The organism is Roseateles subflavus (assembly GCF_030285365.1).
Taxonomy (GTDB): Bacteria; Pseudomonadota; Gammaproteobacteria; order Burkholderiales; family Burkholderiaceae_C; genus Roseateles_B; species Roseateles_B subflavus.
The window spans coordinates 233,890-247,914 of the sequence record NZ_JASVDS010000001.1 but is presented as its reverse complement, the minus strand read 5'-3'; the positions used below and the strand labels follow the sequence as shown (position 1 = coordinate 247,914).

Annotated in this window: 12 protein-coding genes and 1 riboswitch; of the genes, 7 read left to right on the top strand and 5 right to left on the bottom strand. The window is 72.4% G+C overall.

Annotated elements, in window-relative coordinates; translation table 11 throughout:
* Positions 1-7: 7 nt before the first annotated feature.
* Complete coding sequence (locus tag QRD43_RS01070) at positions 8-640, bottom strand: hypothetical protein (protein ID WP_285980617.1); 633 nt, start codon at positions 638-640, stop codon at positions 8-10.
* 543 nt (positions 641-1,183) lie between these two features.
* Between QRD43_RS01070 and QRD43_RS01065 the strand changes: the two genes are divergently transcribed.
* Complete coding sequence (locus QRD43_RS01065) at positions 1,184-2,284, top strand: acyltransferase family protein (RefSeq protein ID WP_285980616.1); 1,101 nt, start codon at positions 1,184-1,186, stop codon at positions 2,282-2,284.
* Between the two features lie 36 nt (positions 2,285-2,320).
* Here the strand turns inward: QRD43_RS01065 and QRD43_RS01060 are convergent, their stop codons facing one another.
* Entirely contained in the window at positions 2,321-3,001 is a 681-nt protein-coding gene (locus tag QRD43_RS01060) for a helix-turn-helix transcriptional regulator (protein WP_285980615.1), read from the bottom strand.
* Positions 3,002-3,059: 58 nt separating this feature from the next.
* Here QRD43_RS01060 and QRD43_RS01055 point away from each other — a divergent pair, with 58 nt between their 5' ends.
* Positions 3,060-3,977 (top strand): 2OG-Fe(II) oxygenase, encoded by a 918-nt coding sequence (locus tag QRD43_RS01055; RefSeq protein ID WP_285980614.1) that lies wholly within the window; start codon positions 3,060-3,062, stop codon positions 3,975-3,977.
* A gap of 21 nt (positions 3,978-3,998) precedes the next feature.
* Here QRD43_RS01055 and QRD43_RS01050 read toward each other — a convergent pair whose 3' ends face one another.
* Both QRD43_RS01050 and QRD43_RS01045 read right to left on the bottom strand, forming a co-directional pair.
* Positions 3,999-4,280 carry a TfoX/Sxy family DNA transformation protein gene (locus tag QRD43_RS01050; protein WP_285980613.1) on the bottom strand — a complete coding sequence of 94 codons (282 nt, stop codon included), beginning with the start codon at positions 4,278-4,280 and terminating at the stop codon, positions 3,999-4,001.
* 2 nt (positions 4,281-4,282) lie between these two features.
* Positions 4,283-4,675, bottom strand: coding sequence for a VOC family protein (locus tag QRD43_RS01045; RefSeq protein ID WP_285980612.1), 393 nt, complete (start codon positions 4,673-4,675; stop codon positions 4,283-4,285).
* A 75-nt stretch (positions 4,676-4,750) separates the two neighbouring features.
* A riboswitch (yybP-ykoY riboswitch) is annotated at positions 4,751-4,904 on the top strand.
* Between the two features lie 151 nt (positions 4,905-5,055).
* Between QRD43_RS01045 and QRD43_RS01040 the strand changes: the two genes are divergently transcribed.
* Positions 5,056-5,637, top strand: a complete 582-nt coding sequence (locus QRD43_RS01040; RefSeq protein WP_285980611.1) for a TMEM165/GDT1 family protein — start codon at positions 5,056-5,058, stop codon at positions 5,635-5,637.
* 353 nt (positions 5,638-5,990) lie between these two features.
* Entirely contained in the window at positions 5,991-9,083 is a 3,093-nt protein-coding gene (locus tag QRD43_RS01035; RefSeq protein WP_285980610.1) for an ATP-binding protein, read from the top strand.
* A 304-nt stretch (positions 9,084-9,387) separates the two neighbouring features.
* Here the strand turns inward: QRD43_RS01035 and glpK are convergent, their stop codons facing one another.
* Positions 9,388-10,881, bottom strand: coding sequence for a glycerol kinase GlpK (glpK, locus tag QRD43_RS01030; protein WP_285980609.1), 1,494 nt, complete (start codon positions 10,879-10,881; stop codon positions 9,388-9,390).
* 41 nt (positions 10,882-10,922) lie between these two features.
* Here glpK and glpD point away from each other — a divergent pair, with 41 nt between their 5' ends.
* The 3 genes from glpD to QRD43_RS01015 all read left to right on the top strand — a co-directional run bounded on the left by glpD (position 10,923) and on the right by QRD43_RS01015 (position 14,025).
* A complete protein-coding gene (glpD, locus tag QRD43_RS01025; protein ID WP_285980608.1) occupies positions 10,923-12,449 on the top strand; it encodes a glycerol-3-phosphate dehydrogenase in 1,527 nt (508 codons plus the stop codon).
* Positions 12,450-12,743: 294 nt separating this feature from the next.
* Positions 12,744-13,148 carry a hypothetical protein gene (locus QRD43_RS01020; RefSeq protein ID WP_285980607.1) on the top strand — a complete coding sequence of 135 codons (405 nt, stop codon included), beginning with the start codon at positions 12,744-12,746 and terminating at the stop codon, positions 13,146-13,148.
* Between the two features lie 40 nt (positions 13,149-13,188).
* A complete protein-coding gene (locus QRD43_RS01015; RefSeq protein WP_285980606.1) occupies positions 13,189-14,025 on the top strand; it encodes an AraC family transcriptional regulator in 837 nt (278 codons plus the stop codon).

The window sequence follows — 14,025 nt, the reverse complement described above, 5'->3', positions numbered from 1 at the left end:
GAAGGCCTCAGGCCTGGACCTGCAGCGATTGGCCCGTGGACGCCATCTGCGGCGCTCGGCCGGGGCCCACCTGCTGCTGCAGCGCCTGCAGGAAGGTCTGCAGCGAGGGCGCACCGCTGCCCGGGCTGCCAGCCTGGAGGTCCCGGCCCAGCTTGTCGAAGGCCTGCTGCAGGGGAGCAGGTGCCTGGCCGTTGGCCGCCTGCGTGGCAAGCGCACGCAGGGCGCTCCGGAGATCCGGCGGCGGCCCGACGTGCTGGCTGCTGTCGCTGCCGTTCCCGTTGCTGCTGCCGTTGCTGTTGCCCCGCAGGGCCTGGAACAGGGCGTGCACCAGGGCATGCAGATCCTCGCGCAGGGCGCCGGGGCTGTCCGCGCTGCGGTCCGCCGAGGCGCGGGATGCGGGCGTGGCGGTGCTGGCGTCGGGGCTCGCATCCTCGCTGTAGGTGGCCGAGGGCAGCAGGCCCAGCTGGCTGAGCGTCTGCATCACGGCCTGCGCCATGGGGCCGCCGGCCGGGCCGCCGTGGGGGCCCCGGCGGCCGCCGTCCCCGCCCGGTCGTCCGGCCTTCGAGGGCGGGCCGCCGGCGCCACGCACGGCATGGGTGATCCGTGCGGCCAGGCTGCCGGTCATTCCGATGATCTGCATGTGAAGCTCCTTGGGCGAGCGGGGGTGAAGGGGCAGCCGGACCCTGGTGCTCGCCTGGCCAAGCCGGTCGATGCTCATGAGGGCTATCGGCAGGTCCGGGCGAGAACTCAATGACGGCGGGCCCGCGCCGCCCTTTTTCGGGCGGTCTTTGCCTGGCGCCCTGCGGGCGTTGCGAGGGCGTGCCAGGCCGCCCGCCCTCGGGGCGGCCAGGGTGCCGGCGAGGAGGTGGGGAAGGGGGGGGAGGCACGTCGCCTGGGCTGCTGCTTGTCACGGCCATTCACCGATGCTCACCAGCGGAAGCCTCGGGGGACATGCATTTCGCGGGCGCTCCGACTAAAATCTGGCGCTTCGCTGCCCTGGCGGCCCGCCCCTTTGGGCGCGGCCCCTCCTGGACCGGACGTCGCCCTGGCATGCGGCCTGCCCCATCGGCAGGCGATGCCTGCCCGGACCAAAGACCGGGTGTCGTGCCCGTCTTTGTCGGCGGGCGCCTTCATCAACGACGATCAACACGCTGGCGGCTCCCACCGTCGGCCCGCTGTACCCATGTCCGCTGCCAAGACCCGACTGCTGCACATCGATGCGCTGAAAGCCCTCGCGGCCCAGCTCATCGTGCTGCACCATCTCTCGGTCTACGGCCCGCTGGCCGAGGCCTTGCACAAGGCCTGGCCCGTGATGGGCGGCTGGCTCTTCCACTACGGCCGCATGGCGGTGCAGGTGTTCCTGGTGGTGGGCGGCTACCTGAGCGCGCGGGCGCTGTCACCGCAGGGCGGCCTGCTGAAGGCGGCGCCGCTGGAGTCCCTGTGGCGGCGCTACCTGCGCCTGGCCGTGCCCTTCATGGCCGCGGTCGGTCTGACGCTCGCCTGCGCGTGGCTGGTGCAGCCCTGGCTGCCGGAATTCCTGCCGCAGCAGCTGAGCCTCGCGACGCTGCTGAGCCACGCCACCCTGACGCACGGCCTGCTGGGGCATGAGTCCATCACGGTCGGGGCCTGGTACGTGGCGATCGACCTGCAGCTGTACGCCCTGATGCTGGGCCTGCTCTGGGCGGCCCGCCGCAGCCGTGTCCTGCCCCGGGCCTGGCGCATGGTGCTCGGGCCGGTGCTGGTGCTGGGGCTGTGCGGCCTGTCGCTGCTGGCCTTCAACCGCCAGCCCGACCTGGACAGCTTCGGCCTGTACTTCTTCGGCGCCTATGGCCTTGGCGCTCTGGTGCACTGGTTCTCGCTGAGCCGCTGGCCGCGCCTGGGCCTGCTGCTGCTGCTGTGGCTGACCGGCCTGGCGCTGTGGCTGGACTTCCGCGAGCGCCTCGTCCTCGCCCTGGTCACGGCCCTGCTGCTGGGCCTGTGGCAGTGGCGCGTCGGTCCGCTGGCCGGCCGTGTGTGGCAGCGCCTGGCGGATGTCGTCGCCCACCTGGGGACGCATTCCTACTCGCTGTTCCTCGTGCACTTCCCCGTGCTGGTGCTGCTCAACGCCTGGTATGACCACCAGACCGAGCAGCCGCTGCTGCTGACGGCCGCACTCGTGCTGTCGGCCTGGGGCTTCGCGAATCTGGCGGCCCTGCCGTTCCACCGCTGGGTGGAGGCGCCGAGCAGCCGCCTGCGCTTCAACCCGCTGCGCTGGCTGGCCCCGCAGGGCAGCTTCGGCCGCTGAGGCGACCGCGGCTGCGGCCGTCCGCCCGCTGCCGGCTCAGGGCCAGCCCTCGGCCCGCTGCATGTCCGCCAGCGTCTTGCCCGGCTCGTCCCGGAAGCGCTCCTCGAGCACCTCCAGCTGCTGGATGCGGTCGACCCGGAAATTGCGGAAGCCCTCGCGCAGTTCGCACCAGGCCGCGAAGGTCCAGACCGGCCCCCAGAAGAAGCAGCCCAGCGGTCGAAGCACACGCTCGCTGGCAGTGCCGCCGAGGTCCAGGTAGACGACGCGCAGCTTCTGGCGCTGCTCGGTGGCCAGGCGCAGCTGCTGGAGCCGCCCGCGCGTGGCCTCGTCCAGGCCGCCCAGCGGCGCCCACAGCGCGAGGCTTTCCGCGGCGGCACGCGCCGTGCCGGGCAGCACCGCCAGGATCTTGTAGATGGCTTCCTCGCCGTGCCGGGCCAGCGCGCTGTCCATCTGCGGCTGCGCCATGCGCAGGGCCGCGACCAGGGCCTGGGCTTCTTCCTTGCTGAACATCAGCGGCGGCAGGTCAAAGCCCGCCCGCATGCGGTAGCCCACCCCGGCCTCGCCGTCGATGGGCACGCCCTGCTGCTGCAGGGCCGCGACGTCGCGGTAGATGGTGCGGGGCGAGACCTCCAGCCGCTGGGCGAGGTACTCGGCGGTGGAAAGACGGCGTCCACGAATCAGCTGGACGATCTGGAACAGGCGGTCGGCGCGGCGCATCCGGGCATTGTCGGCGATAGGCCAGAATGCGGCGGCAAGCGACAACCTGGAGCACGGCATGAGCCTGGAGCAGTTGAGCCCCGAGTGGCGGGCGTGGGTGCGGGAGAACGTGGCGCGCGGCTGCTCGGCCGAGTCCATGCTGCCGATGATGGTGCAGGGCGGCCTGCCGCGGGCGCTGTCGGAGCGCGTGCTTCGGGAGGTGCACGGCGCACCGGCCGAGGCCGCGGCGAACACGACCCTGCAGTCCGCCCAGGCCTCGCTGCTGGCCGAGCATGCGCAGGCCGCGCGGCCGCCGGCCGGCGAGGGTCAGGTCTTGCGCGCCCGGCCGCGGCCCCGCCTGAGCGGCAACCGCCTGCGCCTGAGCGACGGCTGCGAACTGCGCGTCAGTGTGCAGCTGGAGCACCCGCAGGTGCTGGTCTACGAGGGCCTGCTGAACCCCGAGGAATGCCGCGACATGATCGCGCTGGCCGAGACCCGCCTCACGCGCTCGACGGTCGTGGATGAGCAGCTGGGCGAGGCGCGCCCTCATGAGCATCGCACCAGCGCCGGTGGCTTCTTCCAGCGCGGCGAGCACCCGCTGGTGGCCCGCCTCGAGGCCCGGCTGGCCGAGCTGCTGGACTGGCCCGTCGAGAACGGCGAGGGCCTGCAGGTGCTGCGCTACGGCGTGGGCGGGGAGTACCGCGCGCATTTCGACTGGTTCAACCCCGAGCATCCCGGCAGCGAGCGCCATCTGCGCACCGGCGGGCAGCGCGTGGGGACCTGCGTGATCTACCTCTCGGACGTCGAGGACGGCGGCGGCACGCGCTTCCCGAGCCTCGGGCTGGAGATCCGGCCGAAGCCCGGCGCGGTGCTGTACTTCGCCGATGTGGACGAGCGCGGCGTGGAGGACCCGAGCACGCTGCATGCGGGCGTGCCGGTGCTGGCCGGGGTCAAGTACATCGCCACCAAGTGGCTGCGGGAGCGGCGCTACGGCTGACATCGCGTCGCCTCCTGCCGATCACCGGGGCGCCTGGCCCATGGCATCCAGCCGCAGCAGGATCTCGGTGCGGCGGTCGCGGGCCACCTCGCGCCAGTCCCGGCCCTCCTGGGCGGCGATCAGCGCGTAGAGCAGGTTGAGACTGGCCTTGGGCCAGCGGGCCTTGAGCCGGACATACAGGGCAAACGGCTCCTGGGCCTGCAGCGCGGCCCCGGTAGTGATGCCCAGCGCCGCCAGATGTTCGAGACTGCGCGGCCCGAGCCCGCGCAGGCCGTCCCGGCTTGCCGGCGCGGCGCCAGGCATGGTCAGCCGCCCATCGGCGTGCACAGCTCGACCAGGCAGCCGTCCGGGCACCGCACATAGGCCACCACCTGCCCCCAGGGCTTGGTCGTGGGCGGCTTGAGCGGCTGCGCGCCGGCGGCCAGGGCGCGGGCGTAGGCAGCCTCGACGTCCGTGCAGGCCAGGCCGACCTCCATGCCCAGCGGGCGCTCGCTGCGGGCGGCCTCGATGAAGTCGCCGCCCAGGCTGTCGCGGGCGACCTCCAGCTGCGCGAAGGCCAGGGCGGTGGCGCCCGTCTCGAGCTCGCCATAGGCATTGGACTCGTGCAGGAAGCGCGTCGCCAGGCCGAAGGCGGCCTCGAAGAAGCGCAGGGAGGCCGGCACGTCGGCCACGTAGAGGATGGTGTAGGCGTAGTTCATGGCGCCATCATCGGTGCGGGCTGCTGCCAGCGTCATGGCAGGAACCCGGGCACGAGCGGGGGGTGGTCTACAATCCGCCCCGTCATTGGGGAGTAGCCGCCGATGCCTGAACGCTGATGCCTGAGCGCCCACGCCTCAAGCGCCCGTCGTTCCCGGTCATCGGGCCTGCGTCAACATACTTGCCTGGGTCCGGCGTCGCTGGAACCGGCATGGCGCTGGCAGTTCCCGTCCCCCGCCGTCCGGGCGGGGGCGCCCTCGCGAGGCCGCCGCCGTCCGTGCGACCGACCCGCGTGACCTGGCAAGACCTTTGACCGCTCGTTCTCGGTGTCCGGCCGGAGAGGGGCGGTCATGGGTGTCCACACGCGGCCGGGGAGTCTCACATGGAAGCTTTTCTCGTCTCCACCGGCCTGGTGGCCCTCGCTGAAATCGGCGACAAGACCCAGCTGCTGGCCTTTTTGCTCGCCGCGCGATTCCGCCGGCCGGTGCCCATCATCGCGGGCATTCTCGTCGCGACCCTGCTCAACCATGCCGGTGCCGGCGCCCTCGGGGCCTGGATCACCGCCCAGGTGCCGGCCGACGTGATGCGCTGGGTGCTGGGCCTGGGCTTCGTCGCCATGGGCCTGTGGACGCTGGTGCCCGACAAGATCGACGAGGAGGAGGAAGGCGGCAAGGGCCTGCGCCTGGGTGTCTTCGGCACCACAGTGGTGGCGTTCTTCCTCGCTGAAATGGGGGACAAGACCCAGATCGCCACGGTCGCACTTGCGGCGCAGTTCCACAGTCTGCTGGCCGTCGTGGCGGGTACGACGCTGGGCATGATGATCGCCAATGTGCCGGCCGTGCTGGTGGGCGACCGTCTGGCGCACCGGATACCCGTGCGACTCGTCCACGGCATCGCCGCGGGGATCTTCATCGCGCTGGGCCTCCTGGTGCTCGGCGGCTTCGCACAGAGCTGGACAGCGTGACGTCGTTCACCGCACGACCCCGGGCGCGGTCTTGCCGGGGCCCCGGTGCTTGGCTTACGCTGGACACACGGGGTGGAAGCACCTGCTGTCATCAGGCCATCCCGATCACACATTGAAATGCCATGGAGGCGCCGGCACCGCGGCGTGCTCCTGACCGAGGGAAACACATCGGGATCCACCCAGCAAGGGAGTGACGAGATGGAAGAACGGTCAACACGGCAGCGGGGCGCCAGAACGCCGCGCCTGCAGCGGGTCTCCCCGCGAAGCCCCTGTCCGGTCCCGGCCGGCGGGCACCCGCCATCTGCGCCGTTCCCGGATCGCTGAAGCGCACCGCGTCCTGAGCGGCGTCAGACATGGAGCATCCGCAGGGTCCGGACGTCCGGGCGGTCGAGGCCGCCCTGGATGCGGCCGATCGTCAGCAGGGCATCGAGGCCTTCCGGGCCGCGATGGACCGGCGCGTCGCACGCGGCGCCGCCGTGTTGCTGGCGCTGGTCATGCTGGCGGCGCTGTTCCAGCTGGCTGCCACGGCGCTCGAAGCCGGCTACACCTGGCCGCAGCGCCTCTCCCGCATGGCGACGGGTGCCGGCGTGCTGGCGGTGGCCGCCACCGCCGGCCTGCTGGCCTGGCGCGGTCACGTCCGCCGGGCGGCCGCCTTCTTCGCCCTCACCACCATGGTGACGCTGATGGCCATGGCCGCCCTGCATGGCAACGGGATCATGTCCTCGGGCCTGGGGGCCTTGACGGCCTTGATCGTCGTCCTGGGCTTCATGGTCGGGCCGCAGGCGGCCAAATGGGGGGCCCTGGCGGGCCTCGCCGGGCTGAGCCTGCTCTTCGGGGCGGAAGGCCTGGGCTGGATTTCGGGGCTGAACCCCGGCAACACGCCGCCGCATGCGAGCTACCTGGTGGTGCAGCTCTTCAGCTGCGGCCTCGCCGGCTGGCTGATGCTGCGCTACGGGACGCTCTACTGGGACCTGACCCGCTCGCTCGACAGCTCGCGCCAGCTGCTGGCCAACACCCTGCGCGCCCAGCAGCAGAGCGCGCAGGACCTGCACGGCAGCGAGCGGCGCCTGCGCCAGCTGCTGGAGGCCTCGCACATGTCGGTGCAGATCTTCGACGGCGCCACCGGTGCCCTGCGCTACGCCAACACCCATTGCCTGCGCCGCTTCGGGGTCGAGACCCAGGACGAGCTGCGCACCTCCCTCAACTTTCCCGGCGGGGACTACGGCCCGGCGCGCGCCCGTGCCCTGATCCACCGGACGCTGGACGAAGGCGCCCAGACGCTGGAGTGGTGCTCGCAGCACGTGGACGGCAGTCCGATCTGGTGGGACGTCAAGCTGGACCGCTTCGAGATGAACGGCGAGCACTGCGTGGTGGCCTTCGCCCATGACATCACCGCCCGCGTGGTGGCCGAGCAGTCACTCGAGCTGCACCGCCAGCACCTCGAGGACCTCGTGCGCCAGCGCACCGCGGAGCTGGCCAAGCAGCAGCAGCAGGTGCACGAGGTCCTCGAGGCGCTGCCGCTGCTGCTGAGCATCCGCGATGCCGACGGCCAGTATCTGCAGGTCAACCGCGGTTTCGAGCAGGCGAGCGGGCGCTCGCGCCAGGAGGTGATCGGCCAGACGGTGCAGGCCCTGTTCGGCGACGAGCTGGCCAGCGACGTCCGCGAGAGCGACGCCTTCGTGCTCCAGCGCGGTCTGCGCCTGGACCAGGAGCGGCAGATGCAGCTGCCCGACGGCCGCAAGGACTTCCTCGTGACCTCCGTGCCCCTGCGCGACGAGCATGGCAGCCCCTATGCCGTGCTCAACCTGAGCACCGACATCACCTCGATGAAGCAGCTGCATCGCGAGCTGGCCGCCGCGCGCGACGAGGCCGAGCGCCTCGTGCATGCCAAGAGCCAGTTCCTGGCCAACATGAGCCATGAAATCCGCACGCCGCTCAATGCGGTGCTCGGCCTGGCCCAGCTCGGCGAGCAGCGCGCGATGGACCCCCGCGCCGCGGCGGACAGCTTCCGCCGCATCGTGCGTGCGGGGCGGCATCTGCTGGGCGTGATCAATGACGTGCTGGACTTCGCCAAGCTCGACAGCGGCAAGCTGGAGCTGGAATCGCGGCCCTGCGAGCTGGCGCAGGTGGTCAGCGACGCGCTGGAGATGGTCGGCGAGCGTGCGCGTGCCAAGGGGCTGCGGCTGAACTCCGACATTGCCGCGCTGCCGGCATGGGTCGTGCTGGACGCGCTGCGCCTGACGCAGGTGCTCGTGAACCTGCTGGCCAATGCGGTCAAGTTCACCGAGCACGGCAGTGTCAGCCTCAATGTGCGGGCCGCGCACGGGGGGCGCTGCGTGGTCTTCGAGGTGAACGACACCGGCATCGGCATCCCCGCCGACAAGCTCGACAGCATCTTCACGCCTTTCGAGCAGGCCGACAGCTCCGTGACGCGGCTCTACGGTGGCAGCGGCCTGGGCCTGAGCATCAGCCGGCGCCTGGCGCGCCTGATGGGCGGCGACATTCTCGTGCGCAGCACGCCGGGCAAGGGCTCGTGCTTCACACTGGAGTTGCCCCTGCTCGAGGCCCCGCCCCAGCCGGCCGCCGGGCCGGGCGTCGCGGCGGCGCCGGCCCTCGCGCCGCGCAGTCTGGCGGGCCTGCGCATCCTCATCACCGACGACGTGGACATCAACCGCGAGATCCTGCATGACATGCTCAGCGGGGCGGGCGCCCACGTCATGGCGACCGACAGCGGCGAGCAGGCCGTCGCACGCGTGCAGGCGCAGGGCGTGGCCGCCTACGACCTCGTGCTGATGGACGTGCAGATGCCCGGCATGGACGGCTACGAGGCCACGCGCCGCCTGCATGAGATCGACCCCGCGCTGCCGGTGCTGGCCCTGACGGCGCATGCGCTCAGCGAGGAGCGGCAGCGCAGCCTGGACGCCGGCATGAGCGGCCACATCTGCAAGCCGGTCGACCAGGAATCGCTGCTGCGCACCCTGGCGCCGTACCCGCGCCGCACGGCCCCGGAGGCCAGCCCCGCGCCGGTGGCGCCGCTGCCCGCCAAGGCCGGTGCGCGCGCGCCCTCGGACACCGGCAGCCCCTGGCCCCTGGTGCCGGACGCCGACTTCGACACGGCGGTGCTGCGCTGCGCCGGCAGGACGGAGCTTCTGGCCAAGCTGCTGAGCAGCTTTGCGCGCCAGTACGAGCAGCATCTCAGCGCGCTGGAGGAGGCACGGATCGCGGGACCGCTGTCGGTGCGCGCCTACGCCCACCGCCTGCGCGGCGTCGCCGCCAACCTGGGTCTGGACGGCCTGGCCACGACGGCGGCCGCCCTGGAGAAGCAGGCCCTCACGGCGGCCGGAGCGGACCTGGCGATGCTGATCATGGCGACCAACCGGGCCCTGGCCGCCCATCTGCAGGCCGTCACGGCCTGGGAGGCGTCGAGGCTCTCCCAGGCCGCTTGATGAGTCCACCCCCTGCCGGCTGCGCCGGCCCCCTCGAGGGGGCGCGGCCGAGGGACCGGCGAAGCCGGATCCCCGGCCGCCACCAGGGGCGTGGGCCGGTGGCCACGCGTGAGGGGGCGGCTTCGGGTCAGAGGGCGGTGGTCTGGCGGACGGCGCGTTCCCGGTCGGCCATGCGTATGAGTCCACCCCCTGCCGGCTGCGCCGGCCCCCTCGAGGGGGCGCGGCCGAGGGACCGGCGAAGCCGGATCCCCGGCCGCCACCAGGGGCGTGGGCCGGTGGCCACGCGTGAGGGGGTGGCTTCGGGTCAGAGGGCGGTGGTCTGGCGGACGGCGCGTTCCCAGTCGGCCATGCGTTCGAGGGCGCGTTCGCGGGGCAGGGTGGGGTGGAAGACGCGCTCGGCCTGCCAGTGGGCGCCGAGCGCCTCGAGACCGCTGTAGAGGCCGGCGCTGAGGCCGGCCAGGTAGGCGGCGCCGAGGGCGGTGGTCTCGATGACGCGGGGGCGGACGACGGGAATGCCCAGGAGGTCCGCCTGGAATTGCATCAGCAGATTGTTGACGCAGGCGCCGCCATCCACACGCAGCTCGCTCACGGGCGCCGCGCCGGCGGCCACGGCGTCGCGGCTCATCGCCTGCAGCAGGGCCGCGCTCTGGAAGGCAATGGACTCGAGGGCTGCCCGGGCGATGTGGGCCATGGTGCTGCCGCGGCTGAGGCCGACGATGGCGCCGCGCGCGTCCGGCTGCCAGTAGGGCGCGCCGAGCCCGGTGAAGGCCGGCACGAACAGGACGCCGCCGGCATCCGGCACGCTCGCCGCCAGGCTCTCGACGTCGCTGCTGCTCGGGAAGGCATGCAGGCCGTCGCGCAGCCATTGCACGACGGCGCCGCCGATGAACACGCTGCCCTCCAGCGCGAACTCCGGCTGCGCACCGGTCTGCGCGGCGCTGGTCGTGATCAGGCCGTTGGAGGAGGTCTGGAAGCGCTCGCCCAGGTGCATGAGCGTGAAGCAGCCGGTGCCGTAGGTGTTCTTGGCCATGCCGGCCTTGAAGCAGCCCTGACCGAAGAGCGCGGCCTGCTGGTCGCCGGCCACGCCGCCGATGGGCAGGGCTGCGCCGAGCCATTGCGGGTCCAGGTGGCCGAAGGCGTGGGCGCTGGGGTGCACGGCGGGCAGCACCTCGCGCGGGATGTCCAGGGCCGCCAGGATCTCGTCGTCCCAGTCGTTGCGGTGCACGTCGAAGAGCATCGTGCGCGAGGCATTGCTGACGTCGGTCGCGTGGATGCGGCCGCCGCTGAGCTGCCACATCAGCCAGCTGTCCACCGTGCCGAAGGCCAGCTCGCCGCGCCGCGCCTGCTCGCGGGCGCCGGGGATGTGGTCCAGCAGCCAGCGCAGCTTGGTCGCGGAGAAGTAGGCGTCGATCACGAGCCCCGTGCGCTCGCGCACCAGCGGCGCCAGCCCCTGCTCGCGCAGCTGATGGCACAGCGGCTCGGTGCGGCGGTCCTGCCAGACGATGGCGTGGTGCAGCGGCGCACCGGTCGCGCGGTGCCACAGCACGGTGGTCTCGCGCTGGTTGGTGATGCCCACGCTGGCGATCTGCTCGGGGCGCAGGCCGGACAGGCGCAGGGCCTCGCGCGCGGTGGCGAGCTGGCTGGTCCAGATCTCCTGTGGATCGTGCTCCACCCAGCCGGGCTGCGGGTAGATCTGGCGGAACTCCTGCTGCGCCTTGGCCAGCTGGCGGCCTTCGCGGTCGAAGACGATGGCGCGGGAGCTGGAGGTGCCCTGGTCCAGTGCGATGAGGTAGCTCATGGGAAATCGGCAGGGTAGAGTGCCTCGCGAGGAGCGTGGCGATGGCTGATTTTGACGTACTGGTGGTGGGCGGCGGCATCAATGGCGTGGGCATCGCGCGGGATCTCGCCGGGCGGGGCTGGCGCGTGCTGCTGGCCGAGCGCCATGACCTGGCCTCGCACACATCCTCGGCCTCCACCAAGCTGATCCACGGCGGCCTGCGCTACCTCGAGTACCGCGAGTTCGGGTTGGTCCGCAAGGCCCTGCAGGAGCGCGAGCGCCTGCTGTGCGCCGCGCCGCACCTGATCCATCCGCTGCGCTTCGTCATGCCGCATCACCCGCAGATGCGGCCGGCGTGGCTGCTGCGGCTGGGCCTGTTTCTCTACGACCACCTGGCGCATCGCGAGCTGCTCCCCGGCTCGGCGGGGCTGCGGCTGGCCGGGCATCCGCTGGGGGCGCCGCTGCAGCCGCAGTTCGAGCGCGGCTTCGTCTACTCCGACGGTTGGGTGGACGACGCGCGCCTCGTCATCGCCAATGCGCTCGACGCGCGCGAGCGGGGCGCACAGATCCTGACCCGCAGCCCCTGCGTGGAGGCCCGCGTCACGCAGGGCGTCTGGCACGCGCGGCTGCAGGTGCCGACGGGCGAGCGGCCGCTCACGGCGCGCCTGCTCGTCAACGCCACCGGGCCCTGGGCCGCCCGCTTCGTCGAGCAGTCGCTGCGCGGCGCGCGGGGCGAGACGCCGGCGGCGCGCCGCCTTCGCCTGGTCAAGGGCAGCCACATCGTCGTGCCCCGCCTCTACGACCATGACCACGCCTACCTCCTGCAGGGCGCGGACGGCCGCATCGTCTTCACCATCCCCTACCAGCAGGACTTCACGCTGGTGGGCACGACCGACGTGGAGCTGGCGCCGGCCGACATCGACGGCGGTTGCACGCCCGGCATCTCGGGGGCCGAGGTCGACTATCTCTGCGAGCAGGCCGGACGCTACTTCCGCCAGGCGCTGCGGCCGGCGGATGTGCGCTGGAGCTTTGCCGGCGTGCGGCCGCTGCTGGATGACGACGCCGGCACGGCCGCGGCGGTCACGCGGGACTACGCGCTGGACCTCGACACGGCCGCTGGGGCGCCGCTGCTGCATGTGTGGGGCGGCAAGCTGACCACCTACCGCCGCCTGGCCGAGGAGGTGGCGGACCGCATCGATGCCCAGCTGGGAGGGCACCACGGGGCCTGGACGGCCGGCGCACCGCTGCCGGGTGCCGATGTCTCCGCCTGGGCGCCGGGGGCGGGCCGTGGGCCGGCGGCGCTGCTGGCCCTCATGCAGGCGGTGCGCGCGCGTCACCCGCAGCTGCCAGCGCCCCTGCTGCAGCGCCTGTGCCAGGCCTACGGCGGGCGCATCGACCGGGTGCTGGGGCCGGGCACGCTGGGCGAGGAGATCGCCCCCGGGTTGCACGAGGCCGAGCTGCGCTACCTGCAACGCGAGGAATGGGCGCAGTCGGCCGAGGACGTGCTGTGGCGGCGCAGCAAGCTGGGGCTGCGCTGCAGCCCGCAGGACGTGGAGCGCGTGGCGCAGGCCCTCCAGTCTGGCGGCTGAAGCGCTTGCTCCGGCGTGGGGTCAGGTCTTGCCATGACCGAGCTCACATGCCGTTCGACCAGGGCGCAAGGGAGGGGTGACTCGCGGCATGTGAATGGCGTCAGGGCCTTTATCCATCGGGGTTTCCGGGCATTTTCGAGGGGCCGCAGTTCGTCCGTCCGCCCGGCATTTCAGCCCACGGAAGCGGTGTTCGATCGGAGCGGGGAGGACATCCGGCGCTGCATTTCCCACACTGGACTTGTCCCATCCGCCAGCGCCGTCCCGCTCCGGGTCGCGCATTTCAAGGAGTCCCTCATGAACCTGCCCACCCGCTCCCCCCTGGCCGGCGCCGCCCTGGCGCTGATCGTCCTCGCCGGCCCCGCGCTGGCGCAGGAGCCCACCGTCCTGGCGCCCGTCACGCTGCAGACCCAGTCACCGATGCGGGCCCATGTGCCGCTGTCGGACATGCGCCTGCTTTCGGGCACCTACCGCATGGAGGACGGCCGCGATCTGGAGGTGAACGGCCGCGGGCTGCGCCTGCGCATCACACTGGGTGACGAGGCGACGGTGGCGATGACGCCGATGGCCGACGGCACCTGGCACAGCCTGGACGGCGAGGTGCACATGCGCTTCGCGGGCGATGCCTGGGGGTCGCCCGACACCGTCGTGCTGAGCGTGCCGCGCAAGCACTGGGGTCTGGCCTCCGTCAGCCGCCGATGAGCGGCGTCGGTGATGCCGGCTGTGCCATGATGGCCGGGTCATGCCGTCCGACACCCTCATCCGCTTCGATGGCCAGGAGGATCACGCCCTGTACCGCCGACCCGTCGGCCGGCCGGGTGTGGAGCTCTACCGGGCGCGCATCCGGGAGCATTGCTTCGACGCGCACACGCACGAGGCCTACGGGCTGGGCGTGATCAACCAGGGCCTGGGCCGCTTTCGCTGGCGGGGCGGCGAGCACCTGGCGCCGCAGGCCAGCCTCATGCTGATGAACCCCGAGGATCTGCACACGGGGGAGTCCGCCGACGCGGGCTGCTGGGGCTATCACATGGTCTACCTGGACGAGGCGCTGCTGCCGGCCTACGGCGGGGATCGCAGCTGGCGCTTCGATGCCGCCGTCAGCGGCAGCCCGGCGCAGGCGCAGGCGGTCGCGCGCTGCATGGCGGCGCTGTGGTCCGCCGAGGAGCCGCTGGCCGTGGACTGCCTGCTGCTGCAGCTGGTGGATCTCATCCGCCCGCATGCCCGCGTGCAGGCCCGCACGGCCGAGGCCGCCGGCCGCTTCGAGCGGGTGACGGACTTCATGCGCGCACATCTGGACCAGGCGCTGACGCTCGAGCAGCTCGCCGGCGTCGCCGGCCTGAGCCCCTTCCACTTCCTGCGCAGCTTTCGCGAGCAGCAGCACGCCACGCCGCAGCAGGCGCTGATGGCCCTGCGCAGCTTCGAGGCCAAACGCCTGCTCGCCCAGGGGATGGCGCCGGCGCAGGTGGCCGCGGCCGCCGGCTTCACCGATCAGGCGCATCTGACGCGCAGCCTGCAGCGCCGCTACGGCATCACGCCGGCGGCCTACCAGCGCCAGCTGGGCGTGGTGCGCGGGCGCTGA

Excerpts from the sequence above, each read along its gene's own strand:
- QRD43_RS01055 (WP_285980614.1), top strand. The coding sequence starts at position 3,060 with ATGAGCCTGGAGCAGTTGAGCCCCGAGTGGCGGGCGTGGGTGCGGGAG.
- glpK (WP_285980609.1), bottom strand. The coding sequence starts at position 10,881 with ATGAGCTACCTCATCGCACTGGACCAGGGCACCTCCAGCTCCCGCGCC.
- QRD43_RS01070 (WP_285980617.1), bottom strand. The coding sequence starts at position 640 with ATGCAGATCATCGGAATGACCGGCAGCCTGGCCGCACGGATCACCCAT.
- QRD43_RS01035 (WP_285980610.1), top strand. The coding sequence starts at position 5,991 with ATGGAGCATCCGCAGGGTCCGGACGTCCGGGCGGTCGAGGCCGCCCTG.
- QRD43_RS01045 (WP_285980612.1), bottom strand. The coding sequence starts at position 4,675 with ATGAACTACGCCTACACCATCCTCTACGTGGCCGACGTGCCGGCCTCC.
- QRD43_RS01015 (WP_285980606.1), top strand. The coding sequence starts at position 13,189 with ATGCCGTCCGACACCCTCATCCGCTTCGATGGCCAGGAGGATCACGCC.
- QRD43_RS01050 (WP_285980613.1), bottom strand. The coding sequence starts at position 4,280 with ATGCCTGGCGCCGCGCCGGCAAGCCGGGACGGCCTGCGCGGGCTCGGG.
- QRD43_RS01040 (WP_285980611.1), top strand. The coding sequence starts at position 5,056 with ATGGAAGCTTTTCTCGTCTCCACCGGCCTGGTGGCCCTCGCTGAAATC.
- QRD43_RS01065 (WP_285980616.1), top strand. The coding sequence starts at position 1,184 with ATGTCCGCTGCCAAGACCCGACTGCTGCACATCGATGCGCTGAAAGCC.
- QRD43_RS01060 (WP_285980615.1), bottom strand. The coding sequence starts at position 3,001 with ATGCGCCGCGCCGACCGCCTGTTCCAGATCGTCCAGCTGATTCGTGGA.
- QRD43_RS01020 (WP_285980607.1), top strand. The coding sequence starts at position 12,744 with ATGAACCTGCCCACCCGCTCCCCCCTGGCCGGCGCCGCCCTGGCGCTG.
- glpD (WP_285980608.1), top strand. The coding sequence starts at position 10,923 with ATGGCTGATTTTGACGTACTGGTGGTGGGCGGCGGCATCAATGGCGTG.